Source organism: Halorubrum sp. JWXQ-INN 858 (assembly GCF_009806985.1).
GTDB lineage: Archaea > Halobacteriota > Halobacteria > Halobacteriales > Haloferacaceae > Halorubrum.
Genome location: NZ_WUAX01000011.1, coordinates 143,371 through 155,368 on the forward strand (window position 1 = coordinate 143,371; position 11,998 = coordinate 155,368).

The 11,998-nt window shown below is 68.7% G+C and carries 10 protein-coding genes; 5 read left to right on the forward strand and 5 right to left on the reverse strand.

All coding sequences use genetic code 11. From position 1 onward, the window contains the following. Position 1: 1 nt before the first annotated feature. The 4 genes from GRS48_RS15075 to GRS48_RS09545 form a co-directional block, all read right to left on the reverse strand. Positions 2–886 (reverse strand): carbohydrate ABC transporter permease, encoded by an 885-nt coding sequence (locus tag GRS48_RS15075; RefSeq protein ID WP_200840245.1) that lies wholly within the window; start codon positions 884–886, stop codon positions 2–4. Positions 887–913: 27 nt separating this feature from the next. Next, complete coding sequence (locus GRS48_RS15080; protein ID WP_200840246.1) at positions 914–2,281, reverse strand: ABC transporter substrate-binding protein; 1,368 nt, start codon at positions 2,279–2,281, stop codon at positions 914–916. A gap of 152 nt (positions 2,282–2,433) precedes the next feature. Further along, a complete protein-coding gene (locus GRS48_RS09540) occupies positions 2,434–3,681 on the reverse strand; it encodes an MgtC/SapB family protein (protein WP_159485879.1) in 1,248 nt (415 codons plus the stop codon). Then, a complete protein-coding gene (locus GRS48_RS09545) occupies positions 3,678–3,851 on the reverse strand; it encodes a hypothetical protein (RefSeq protein WP_159485881.1) in 174 nt (57 codons plus the stop codon). Before GRS48_RS09545 ends, GRS48_RS09540 begins: the two co-directional genes overlap by 4 nt. 146 nt (positions 3,852–3,997) lie before the next feature. On the opposite strand from GRS48_RS09545, the gene GRS48_RS09550 reads away from it, so the two are divergent. Then, positions 3,998–4,771 (forward strand): glycerophosphodiester phosphodiesterase family protein, encoded by a 774-nt coding sequence (locus tag GRS48_RS09550; protein WP_159485883.1) that lies wholly within the window; start codon positions 3,998–4,000, stop codon positions 4,769–4,771. 38 nt (positions 4,772–4,809) lie between these two features. Here GRS48_RS09550 and artA read toward each other — a convergent pair whose 3' ends face one another. Further along, positions 4,810–5,775: an archaeosortase A gene (gene artA / locus GRS48_RS09555; protein ID WP_159485885.1), complete on the reverse strand. Its 966-nt coding sequence runs from the start codon at positions 5,773–5,775 to the stop codon at positions 4,810–4,812. Positions 5,776–5,970: 195 nt separating this feature from the next. Here artA and GRS48_RS09560 point away from each other — a divergent pair, with 195 nt between their 5' ends. From GRS48_RS09560 to GRS48_RS09575, 4 genes are all read left to right on the forward strand, one after another. Continuing rightward, a complete protein-coding gene (locus GRS48_RS09560) occupies positions 5,971–7,158 on the forward strand; it encodes a redox-regulated ATPase YchF (protein ID WP_159485887.1) in 1,188 nt (395 codons plus the stop codon). A gap of 117 nt (positions 7,159–7,275) precedes the next feature. After that, positions 7,276–9,318 (forward strand): CocE/NonD family hydrolase, encoded by a 2,043-nt coding sequence (locus GRS48_RS09565; protein WP_159485889.1) that lies wholly within the window; start codon positions 7,276–7,278, stop codon positions 9,316–9,318. Between the two features lie 188 nt (positions 9,319–9,506). Beyond that, a complete protein-coding gene (locus GRS48_RS09570) occupies positions 9,507–10,622 on the forward strand; it encodes an alanine--glyoxylate aminotransferase family protein (protein WP_159485891.1) in 1,116 nt (371 codons plus the stop codon). 148 nt (positions 10,623–10,770) lie between these two features. Further along, the gene (locus tag GRS48_RS09575) at positions 10,771–11,883 is read left to right on the forward strand and encodes a dipeptidase (RefSeq protein ID WP_159485893.1); all 1,113 of its coding nucleotides are present in this window, start codon (positions 10,771–10,773) and stop codon (positions 11,881–11,883) included. Positions 11,884–11,998 lie beyond the last annotated feature (115 nt).

The following is an 11,998-nucleotide window of genomic DNA, read 5'->3' on the forward strand; positions in this document are numbered from 1 at the left end:
ATCACCCGTAGTGCGCGTAGCGGTCGGAGACCTTCAGCTGAAGAAACATCAGCGCACCCACGACGAGGAACAGGATCACGGACTGTGCGGACGCGAGCCCGTGGTTGTTGAACTCGAAGGCGTTGCGGTACAGGTCGTAGATCATGATGTTGGTCGCCCCGCCGGGACCACCCTGCGTGAGGATGTCGATGAACGCGAACGTGTGGAAGAACGCGTAGATCGTGTTCATCACGGCCAGAAACAGGAGCGTCGGCGAGATCAGCGGCGTGTACACGCGAAGGAGCCGCTGTGTTCGGCTCACGCCGTCGAGGTCCGCGACCTCGCCGAGCGCGTCGGGCACGTTGTTCAACGCCGCGATCATGAAGATGACGTTGTAGCCGATCTGCTTCCAGATGACCGCGACCGTCAGGACGACGAACGCCTGTCCGCCGCGGGTGAACCAGTCGACGTTGACTCCGAAGAGCGCCTCGATCGGCTGGGAGATGACCCCGAGGCTCGGGTGCAGGATGTAGAAGAACACGATCCCGGCGACGGCGGGCGGGAGCGCGTACGGCCAGATCGCCGCGACGAGATACGACGCCTGCCCGGTCGTGACCTCGTAGATGAGAAACGACACCGCGAGCGACACCGCCATCACGCCGATGATCACGATGACCGAGAAGCCGAGCGTGATGAGGATGCTCGAGTGGTAGTCCCCGGAGGTGAGCAGGAACTCGTAGTTTCCGAGCCCGGTCCAGAGCCGTCTGGTCCCGAACTGGAGCGTTTCGTATAGGCTGAGCTCGACCGCCCTGGCAGCCGGGTAGTACAGGAACACCGCCGAAACGACGAGCGTCGGCAGTAACAGCAGGTACGCGACCCAGGACCGGTCGTAGATTTCACGTGACATGTGTCGAAAAGGCGTTTCTCCTCGGGCTTACGCGCCGATGACGCGGGAGTAGCGGTCGAGCTCCGTCTCCACGGACTCTTTCATGTCGGCGAGCCCTTCCTCGACGCCGACGCTACCGGAGAAGATGTCCTGAGATCCCTCTTGGACGGTGAGCTGGACCTCGCGCGCGGGACCGATGAGCATGCGGAGCGTCGCCGGCGTCGTCTCGGACGCGAGCAGCTGGTCGAACGCGGTCGCGAAGTGCTCCTGCTCGTCGAACCAGCCCTCATCCTCGAGCTGGTCGATCCCTTCCTGGCGGATCGGGTAGTAGCCGCTGCCCTGGTGCCACTCGATCTGGTTCTCGACGGAGCCGAGGTGTGCGAGCAGCTCGCCGACGTCCTCTGCTCGCGAGTCGTCCATCTCATCCGAGACCCACAGGGAGGCGCCGCCGATGGGGACGCCGGTTCGGTCCTCGGTCGGCGAGGGGTAGAAGGCCGTGCCGAGCTCGAAGCCCTCGTCTTCCGCGCCGGAGAGGGTCGACTCGACGGCGGCCGTCGAGTCGAGTTTGATCGCGGCGTTCCCGTTGAGGAAGGCGCTGCGGGCCTCGTCCCAGGCCTCGATGCCGGGGTTCAAGAAGAGGTCGTCGTCGTACATGTCGCGCCACCACGTGAACAGGTCCTCGGCGAACTCCGTTTCCGTGTGCATCGTCGTCGGGGCCCCGTCGTGGCCGTTCTCCGCGTCGAGGATCAGCTCGTTGGCGAGCGCGTACCAGTGCTCGACGAACCAGACGTGGTTGGGCCACGTGATCCCGTAGTCGGCGGCGCCGGACTCGACGATCGCCTCGGAGTGCTCGCGGACCTCGTGGATCGTCTCGGGCGGCGACTCGGGATCGAGGCCGGCCTCCGCGTAGACGTCCTTGTTGTAGTACATGATGGCGTTCGAGTTGTTGAACGGCATCGAGTTGAGCTGTTCATCGACGACGAAGAAGTCCTGAACCGCGCCGACGAGGTCGTCGACCGGGTAATCGGACGGGATGATGTCGGCGACCGGTTGGGTGGCCTCGGTGTCGAGCACCTGCTGGTTGTGGAGGCTGTCGATCATCACGACCTCGGGCATCTGACCGGCCTCGATCGAGCCGAACAGGCTGTTGAGGATGTCCTCGTAGCTGCCCTGGTACTCCGATTCCGTGTCGGCGTCGAACCGCTCGACGAGGTCGTCAACCAGGTCGCCGCTGCCGCCGCCCATCGCGTGCCAGACGGTGATCGCGTCGTCGTCCGGCTCCTCGATGTCTTCTCCGCCGGTGCCGCTGCCATCGCCCGCGTCGCCGTCGTCGCCACCCATACAGCCGGCCAACCCGACCGTCGAGGCGACACCGGCTCCGTACAGTACGTCACGTCGTGAACGTTTATTCGCCATGGGATTAGATAGATATCTGCCATACATAACCCTTGGTATTTTTCATATATATTGCTAATATTCTATAGAGACGTATGTAGGCGCACGTACTACGGTTTTAGCTGCATCGAGGCGACTCGAAACGGTCAGTGAAACGACCTCACCGAGCCGCATCAGCGGAGCAATAACGGAGCTCCGACGACGACGCCGACCACGATCAACACGAGGTTCCACAGGAGGACCGGCTTTATCAGTTCCCGCGCGATCGTCGCGGCGAAGAACGTCTTCACGAGGATGCTCGCGGCGGTGCCCGCGACGACGCCCGCGGCGGCCGTCTCCACGGTGATCTGGCCGGTGCCGACGAGCGACACTGCGGTCGTCGTCGCCGTCCCGCTGGAGACGAGCCCCGCGAGGAACGCGGTGGCGACGAACCCGGTCGCGCCGAACGCTCCCTCGGCCAGCACGGAGACGAGCAGCACGCCGAGGAAGAGCGCCCCGAAGGTGAGCGCGTTCCGGAGACTGAACGGCGAGGTGAGGTCCGCCTCGAGTTTCGTCCGCCAGTCGCTCCGGAGGACCGCGATGGCGATCCCGGCGATCGCGATCGCGCCGAGAGGGGCCCCGATGACGAGCGCGGCCTCCGGGACGAACGCCGCCACGATGACCGCGTTTCGGACCGCCATCGCGGCGTTGGCGAGGAGGATCGACCCGACGGCGATCCCGATCAGTCCCGTCTCGTTTTTCGCCCGCTTGGCCATCTCGGCGACGACCGCCGTCGAGTTGACGAGCCCGCCGAAGAAGCCGGTGAACGCGTAGCCACGACCCTGGTATTTCTTCACGAGGACGTAGTTGACGAAACCGATGGCGCTGATCGCGATGACGAGCGACCAGATGAGCCGCGGCTGGATCGCCCCCCACGGGTCGATCGTCTCGTTCGGGAGCAGCGGATAGACGACGAACGCGAGGATGACGAACTCGACGGCGCTGCGCATCTCCTCGCGGGAGAGCCCCCACGCGAACTGGTGGAGCTCCCGTTTGAGCACCAACAGTAGCGACGAGAGGACCGCGACCGTCACCGATTCGATGATGAAGCCGTGGGCAACGAGCGTCCCGATGCTGTACGCGACGAGCATCGAGACGGACGTCGTCAGCGAGAGCCCTTCGACCTCCTCCTCGACGAAGCTCTGGACCGCAAGCAGGACGGAGCTCGTCACGACCAACACGCCGCCCAACACGATCAGGCCGTCGTTGCCGAGGATGGAGAAGACGGCCCCGAGCAGGCTGATGAGCGCGAACGTCCGGATGCCGGCGGACTTCTGTGACCACTCCCGCTCGAGCCCGAGGAACATCCCGAGCAGCGTCGCCAACACGAGCATCACCACCTCGTCCTCGAGGTGGACGAGCAGGTCCGTCTCCGGCGTCATCCGGCGACCTCCCCGCCGCCGACCGCCCCGTCGCCGACCGCCCCGTCGCCGAGCCGCGTCCCACGATCCGTCAGCGTGTCGACCCCGCCGGGGGTCGATCCCTCGCCACGGGAGGCGGTATCGTCGAGATCGACGATGGCCGCCGCGAACGGGCGCGTCGTTCGGTTCATACCCGTCCTATCCGCCTCTCTTTTAAAAACATTATGGAGAACTATAGAACGATATATAGACTATATAGATTATATAGGCAACCCGAGTCGGAAACCGGAGTGAGCGGGGCGTTTTAATACGCCGGCGAAGTACGGTCGATCAGTCGATGACGGGGCCACGCATCATTGCACACCGCGGGTTCGCCGAGCACCATCCGGAAAACACGATCGCGGCGGTCCGGGGGGCCGCGCGGCACGTGGACATGATGGAGGTCGATACCCGCCGATGCGGGACCGGGGAGCTCGTCGTGTTTCACGACGACGACCTCGAACGGACCACGGGCGTGTCGGGACGCCTCGACGAGACGTCGCTCGACGAGCTCCGGGAGCTCACCGTCGGCGACAGCGACGAGCCGGTGCCGACGCTCGACGAACTCCTCGCGGAGACGCCCGAGGGGCTACGCGTCAACCTGGAGCTGAAGGAGGTCGGAATCGGCGCGGAGGCCGTCGACGCCTGTCGCGAGCACGGCGTCGACACGATCTACTCGTCGTTTCACGACGAGGCGATCCGCGAGGTCCGCGAGTACGCCCCCGACGCGGCGCTCGCGGTGTTGTGTCACGAGTCACAGCCCGTCGACGACCGGATCGCGCTCGCCGACGCCCTCGACGCCGACGCGTTCCATCCGTCGATCGAGCTGGTCAACGCGTGGACGGGCACCGACACCCGAACGACGGTCGACGATCCCGATCGGATCGAGGTCGAGGTCGACACGGAGGGCGGGCTCTCGACGGACACCGACGTCGTCGCGTTGGCACACGCCTTCGACCTCCGCGTGAACGTCTGGACGGCGAAGACGTCCGCGGACGTGATCCGTCTCGACGGTCGCGGTGTCGACGGGGTCATGGTCGACCACCCCGACACCGCCTCGATCGCACCGTAACCGCCCTCGAAAGGCTCGAGACGCCGATTCGACCGTGGTTAGTCCCGGTTCGTCGGCTCCCGGGGCAGGTCGAGCGACTGGGTGAGGTCGTGTTCCTCGCCGGTCAGAATGTAGAGGACGTCCTCCAACACCACGACGAGCTCGGGGAGCTCGCGCGCGACGAGGTAGGTGATCGCGACCAACGCGACGACCGCGAGCAGCTGGCTGATGATCCGGTCGGAGAGGAGAAAGGAGACGCGGTAGGGGTCTGTCGCGCCGAACATCGCCAACACGAGGTCGGGCTGCCAGTGCATGTACTGGTTGCCGGCGACGACCGTGATGAACGTCGTCCGGATGATGTTGAGGACGTAGATGAGCGGGATGGAGACGGCAAGTCCGCGGAGCTTGCGGCCGAGGGGGGCGTCCACCGCCGCGATGAGCCCGCCGAAGATCGCCATGCTCCCGAGCCCGGTGCACGCGAGGACGACGCTCACGCGGTAGGAGTGGCCGTCGTCGAGCAGCCAGAGGTAGGCGGCGTCGTACCCCTCCGGGCTGGTCACCCGCTCCGGCGCGTAGCCGAGCAGGTCGATGAGCAGCCCGGTCTGGGTGGCGACGATCTCGATGAGGACCCGTCGCGGCTCCGGCACCGCGAGCCCGGCGACGGTGAACGCGGGGATCGTCTCGAACGGCAGGTAGATGAACAGCATCACCGCGACCGCACGGGTGAGCACGAACAGCGATCCGCGCCCGGAGTACAGCAGGTAGCCGGCGTACGCACAGGCCGGAGCGCCGACCAGCGCGAGTATCGACTCGACGTAGCTCTGGTGTTCGAACGCGAAGTACGGCACCATCGTCAGCCAGAACAGCCCGAACAGCCCCCACGTCCCGGCCGCGAGGCTCCGGCCGGCGGCGTGGCCCCGGTGGTCGAGGACCCACGCGGCGGCGAACAGCAGGGCCACGGCCCACGCGAAAGTGAACGTGTCCGGGAGGACGCTCAAAACGGCCGGAAGGCCGGAGCCGATCATACCGGAATCGTCCGGTCCGAGCGGATAAATCCCTTGTCGTTGCCCACGACGCGCGCCGGTGTCCGGGTTCCCACGGGGATCGACGACTCGGTCCGACGGCGCGACCCGACGGCTCGGCCCGATGACGCGACCCGACGACTCGACCCGACGACCGATGACCGAAAGGCGCTTTTCCCGTCGCCGTGACTCACGGCCATGATCACGGTCGCGCTGGCGGGCAAGCCGAACGCCGGCAAGTCCACCTTCTACACTGCCGCGACGATGGCCGACGTCGACGTCGCCAACTACCCGTTCACGACCATCGACGCCAACCGCGGGGTGACCCACGTCAGAACCGACTGTCCCTGTCTCGCACGAGAGCAGCGCTGCGGGAACGAGAACTGCGAGGACGGCAAGCGCTACGTCCCGATCGAGCTGCTCGACGTCGCCGGGCTCGTGCCGGGCGCACACGAGGGGCGCGGGCTCGGCAACCGGTTCCTCGACGAGCTGACGAACGCCGACGTCATCGTCAACGTCGTCGACGCCTCCGGCGGGACCAACGCGGAGGGCGAACCGGTCGAGGTCGGGAGTCACGACCCCGTCGAGGACGTGACGTTCATCGAGGAGGAGATGGACCTCTGGCTGGCCGGTATCGTCGCGGACAACTTCGAGTCCGTCGAGCGCAAGTCCCGCTCGCCCGACTTCGACCTCGACGAGGCGCTCGCCGACATGCTCACCGGGTTCGGCGCGACGGAGGCCGACGTCGCGGCCGTGCTCCGCGGGCTCGACTATCCCGAGGACCCCAAACGGTGGACCGACGACCACCGTGAGACGCTGGCGCGGGAGCTCCGCGCGCACACCCTCCCGCTGGTCGTCGTGGCGAACAAGGCGGACGTCGCGCCGCCGGAGAACCTCGACCGGCTGCGTGAGGCGGCGGAGGTCCCGGTCATCCCGGCGACCGCCGACGGCGAACTCGCGCTCCGGCGCGCCGCGGAGGCCGGCGTCGTCGAGTACGACCCCGGCGACGAGGGCTTCGAGATCGTCGGCGACCTCTCGGAGCAGCAGGAGGCGGGTCTGGAATCGATCCGCGACGTGATGTCGTCGTTCGGCGGGACGGGCGTCCAGACCGCGCTGAACGACGCCGTCTACGGGCTGCTCGATCGGATCACGGTGTTCCCGGTCCAGGACGCCGCCAAGTGGACGGACGGCACCGGGAACGTCCTCCCGGACGCGTTCCTCCTGCCCGCCGGGTCGACGCCGCCGGATCTGGCGTACGCGGTCCACACGGACATCGGGGAGGGGTACCTCCACGCGGTCGACGCCCGGTCGAGCCGTCGGATCGGCGAGAGCCACGAGCTCAGCGAGGGTGACGTCATCAAGATCGTGTCGACGGCGGGGCCCTGAGAGGGACCGGATCGCGGCGGCGGACGGTCGCGACGGCCGCTCGTCGCGACGGCCGATCCCGGCAAGGTACCGTCGCCCCACGTAGTGATTTATACCCTCGGGGTCGACGGTGTGACCGTGAACCCCGAGACGGCCATCAGGCTACACCACGACGTGCGGATCCCGGTCGGCGACGGCACCGTCGCCGCGACGCGATACGAGCCGACCGATCGCGACGGGGCCCCGTTTCCCGCCGTCCTCATGGCGATCCCGTACCGCAAAGACGACTACATTACCTTCGGCGCGTACGACCCCTTGCTACGCTACATCGCGCGGGCCGGCTACGAGGTGATCGTCGCCGACCTCCCCGGGACGGGCGGGTCGTCCGGCGTCAAGCCGCAGCCGCTCGACGACCGCGAGGGCGACGCCGTCGCGGCGGTCATCGAGTGGCTCGGCGAGCGCGAGTGGACCGACGGCACCGTCGGCACCGTCGGCAAGTCCTACGGCGGCTGGACCCAGTACCTCGCGGCGTCGCGCCGTCCCGACGCCCTGAAGGCCATCGTCCCGATCATGGCCCCGTTCTCGGGGTACGACGACTCGCGGTACCCCACCGGGGCGATGTCGTTCAAACACACCGGCGGCTGGCTCCCGCGAATGCACACGTTCGAGGCGTTACCCCCGAGCTACCGCGACGACGAGGGGCGCTGGGCCGAGGTGTGGCGCGAGCGGCTCGACGGGATGGCGGACCGGGGCCCGTGGCTGTTCGACCAACAGCGTAACCCGACGAAGAACGCCTACTGGGCGGACAACGACGCCGACGTCGAGCGGGTCGACGTCCCCGTCTTCGCGATCTGCGGCTGGCGCGACTACTTCTCGGCGACGACGATGACCCACCTCGATCGGATCGACGCACCGACGCGACTCCTCATGGGGCCGTGGCGGCACACCCTCCCGTACCAGGGCCGCGAGGTCGCCGTCGAGTGCCGCGACCGGATCGTCGAGTGGTTCGATCGGTTCCTCAAGGGCGCGGAGAACGGGGCGCTCGACCGTCCCAGGGTCACCTACTGGACGGAGCGCGACGGGGGCGGGGTCGTCGACGGCGGCGTCTGGCGGACCCGCGAGGAGTGGCCGACGGCCGACGGGGACGGCGGCGCACTCACGCGACCCGCGGCGGACGTCCTGTCGTTCGCGCTCACGCCGGACGGCCTCTCTCGCGCGGCCGACTCCGACGACCCGGCGGCGGCCGTCGACGGGTCGCTCGAGGCGACCTACGACGGGGACGCCACGGTCGGCGTCGAGTCGATCCACTACCTCTCCCCGCCCCTCGACACGAACGGCGACGACGCCCGATCGCTGACGTTCGAGACGGAGCCAGCCGCCGACCCGGTCGAGCTTACCGGCACCGGGACGGCGCGGCTCCGGGTCCAGTCGACGGAGCCGGACGTCCTCCTCTCCGTCCGGCTCGTCGACGTGAGCCCCGACGGTTCGGCCTCGTTGCTGACGTACGGGACGGTTCGGACGGGGGACGGTGAGGCGGCGGACGACGAGGGAGGGGACGGCGGAACGGGGGACGGCGACGGTCCGGGCCCGCTGACCCCGGGCGCGGAACACACGGTCGAGGTGCCGCTCCGGCCGCTCTCGCACGTCCTCGAGCCGGGCCACCGGCTCCGCGTCGCCGTCGGGACCTCGTTTTTCCCGCGGCTGCTCGCCCCGCGCGCGGGAGCGACGATCACCGTCCGGTCGGACGCGACCGCGCCCTCGGTCGTCACGCTTCCCGGCGCGGTACACGCGGACGGGTTCGACCCCGAGACGGTGACGCTCCCCGAGCCGGACACGACGGGCGGGCCGCTGTCGTCGCCGTTCGTCACCCGGAGCGAGGGCGAGTGGGAGACGACCCGGGAACACCGGTCGGACACGGTCACCGTCCACACGACCGACGAGAAGACGATCGAGCTGCCACACGGCCCGACGATGCGCTGGCGGGAGACCGTCAGGTGGTCGGTCACCGCGGACGACCCCGCGACGGCGCGGACGTGGACCGACATCGAGGCGGAACTCGACTACGGGAGCGACGTCGTGCGCGCGGAGACGACCGCGCGTACGACCCACGACGGGTCGAACCTCGCAGTTCACCTCACCCACGACGGACAGACGGTCCTCGACCGGACCTGGCGGCTGTAGGTCAGGCGAACGGGGTACGGACGGGGTCGCTCGCGCCGCCGCCGACCCTTTAAAAGTGGTTCGTCGGCGGCGTTTATAAGCCGAGTTCGTCGACGGCATATATATAGAGGCTCCGCAGGCAGCGACCACGGCCGGGAACGGGGCCGATCGACCAGTCCTTATAAGTCGGCGGGCGACCCCCACCGACCATGCTCATGACGCCGGGCCCGACGGCGGTCCCAGACGCCGTCCGTGAAGCGATGAGTCGCGAGCTGATCAACCCCGACGTCGACCCCCGTTTCGCGGGGATCTACGAGGACGTCGTCGAGAAGCTGGAGACGGTGTACGGGATCGGAGACGGTGCTGGTGGTGCTGGTGATGCGGACGGCGTGGGTGGTGCGGGCGGTGCGGGTGGCTCGCACGACGTCGTCGTCCCCGGCGGCGAGGGGATCCTCGGGCTGGAGGCGGCGATCGCGTCGTTGGTCGAGCCCGGAACCGAGGTGCTCTGCCTCTCGAACGGCCTCTACGGCGACGGCTTCGCCGACTTCGTCGAGCAGTACGGCGGCGAGGCGACGCTCGTCGGGGCCGGCTACGACGAGCCCTTGCCGCTCGCGGCGCTGGAGGCGACGCTCGCCGACGGCGACTTCGCGGTCGCAACGATGGTCCACTGTGAGACGCCGACGGGGACGCTCAACGAGATCGGGCCGGCGCTCGACCTGCTGAACGAACACGGCGCGATCACCGTCGTCGACGCGGTCTCCTCGCTCGGCGGCGTCCCGGTTCCCACCGGGGAGATCGACGTCTGTCTCGGCGCGTCACAGAAGTGCTTCAGCGCGCCGCCGGGGCTGACGACCGCCGCGATCAGCGACCGCGCCTGGGCCGCGATGGAGGAGCGCGACCCGCACTCGCTGTACACGAACTTCCTGCCGTGGCGCGACGTCTCCGAGGGGTTCCCGTACACGCACCTGACGACGAACGTCGTCGCGCTCGAGGCGGCGCTGTCGCTGGTCGTCGAGGAAGGGGTCGCGGACGTGTACGATCGCCACGAGGCCGCCGCCGCCCGGTGTCGCGAGCGCGGCGGGGCGCTCGGACTGGAGCCGTTTCCGGACCCCGAGCGCAGCTCGCCGACCGTCACGGCGTTCTCGGTTCCCGGCCGGGCGAGGGAGCTACAGGCTCGACTGCGCGAGGCCGAGGACGTCACGGTCGCGACGGGGCTCGCCGACCTCGCCGCCGACGTCCTCCGGATCGGCCACATGGGACACAACGCGCGCGTCGACCGCGTCGACGAAACGATGGACGCGTTAGAGCGCGTACTGGGTGCGTGAGGGGCGTACCGGGTGCGTGAGGGGCGTACCGGGTGCGTGAGGGGCGTACTGGGTGCGTAAGAGGTGTACTGGGCGCGCCGCGTCGTCGTCGCCGACCCCCGTGTTGACGGGGGGGTCCGCTTAAGACGCTCGCCCGTCCACCCCGTACATGGCTCACACGCCGACGTTCGACTACTTCCCCCGGGGGACCCCGCTCGTGGTGTCCGACCGCATCGAGGCCGCGATGACGGACGTGCTCGACGCGGGCGGCAGCGCGGGCGCGGCCTACGACGCGATGGAGGAGGCGCAGGTCCGGCAGCTCCGAGACGACCCGGCGTACCGGGACGAGCTCCGCGGCGCGTACGCGGACGCCGGGGTCGACCTGGTCAGCGCGACGATGGGCAGTCTCGACTCGACCCTGCGGTTCCCCGAGGGCGTCCGGCAGGACGTCCTCCGCTGGCAGGCCCGGTTCGACGCCGTCGACTGGCTCCACAAGGTGACGACGCCGGCGGAGGCGGCGGCGGTCGTCGAGCGCGGCGACGTCGGCGTCGTCATGAACGTCCAGAACGGTGGGGCGGCGATCGACGGCGACGTCGCGGAGACGACGCGGCTCTACAACGCGGGCGTTCGGGTGGTCCAGCTGACGTACAACGACCAGAACCTCGTCGGCGTCGGCTGCACCGAGCGCGTCGACGCCGGGCTCTCGAACCACGGCGTCGCCTTCGTCGAAGCGCTCGACGAGCACGGGATGGTGGTCGACCTGTCCCACTGCGGACGGGCGACCACGCTCGACGCGATGGACGCCGCGTCGGGGCCGGTCGCGATCACCCACGCCTTCTGCGGCGCGCTCGCCGACCACGACCGCGCGAAGTCCGACGCCGAGCTGGAGGCGCTCGCGGCGACGGACGGCTACGTCGGCGTCCTCGCGGTGCCGTTCTTCCTCGCGCCCGGCGAGTCGTCGCCGCCGTTCGAGGTGCTGTTCGACCACATCGACCACGCGGTCGACGTCGTCGGGATCGATCGGGTCGGGATCGGCACCGACTGGGGCTCGTGGACGCCGGAGCTGCCCGCCCCGCTCCACGACGGCCTGCTGTCCGCGTTCGAGTCGATGGGGTTCCGCGAGGAGCACGGCGTCAGGATCGGGACCGGCTTCGGCCCGATGCAGTCGTACCGCGACTGGGGCGTCATCCCCGAGGGACTCGCTGAGCGCGGCTACAGTGAGGCCGAGATCGAGGGGATCGTCGGCGGGAACTTCCTCGACTTCTGGGAGCGAGCGGTCTGACGCGTCGCGATCGATCGCTCCGACGCGTCGTTCGTGGCTGCGTGTCGTTCGATCCGCCGGGCCATCGCCGTCCGCGTCCGAGCCTCGACCCGGGTTTACGGGGGGGTGCGGTTAT

Bases quoted from the DNA above. Each gene is read 5' to 3' on its own strand.
- GRS48_RS09570 (WP_159485891.1), top strand. From the start codon at position 9,507: ATGCTCATGACGCCGGGCCCGACGGCGGTCCCAGACGCCGTCCGTGAA.
- GRS48_RS09550 (WP_159485883.1), top strand. From the start codon at position 3,998: ATGACGGGGCCACGCATCATTGCACACCGCGGGTTCGCCGAGCACCAT.
- GRS48_RS15080 (WP_200840246.1), bottom strand. From the start codon at position 2,281: ATGGCGAATAAACGTTCACGACGTGACGTACTGTACGGAGCCGGTGTC.
- GRS48_RS09545 (WP_159485881.1), bottom strand. From the start codon at position 3,851: ATGAACCGAACGACGCGCCCGTTCGCGGCGGCCATCGTCGATCTCGAC.
- artA (WP_159485885.1), bottom strand. From the start codon at position 5,775: ATGATCGGCTCCGGCCTTCCGGCCGTTTTGAGCGTCCTCCCGGACACG.
- GRS48_RS09540 (WP_159485879.1), bottom strand. From the start codon at position 3,681: ATGACGCCGGAGACGGACCTGCTCGTCCACCTCGAGGACGAGGTGGTG.
- GRS48_RS09575 (WP_159485893.1), top strand. From the start codon at position 10,771: ATGGCTCACACGCCGACGTTCGACTACTTCCCCCGGGGGACCCCGCTC.
- GRS48_RS09560 (WP_159485887.1), top strand. From the start codon at position 5,971: ATGATCACGGTCGCGCTGGCGGGCAAGCCGAACGCCGGCAAGTCCACC.
- GRS48_RS15075 (WP_200840245.1), bottom strand. From the start codon at position 886: ATGTCACGTGAAATCTACGACCGGTCCTGGGTCGCGTACCTGCTGTTA.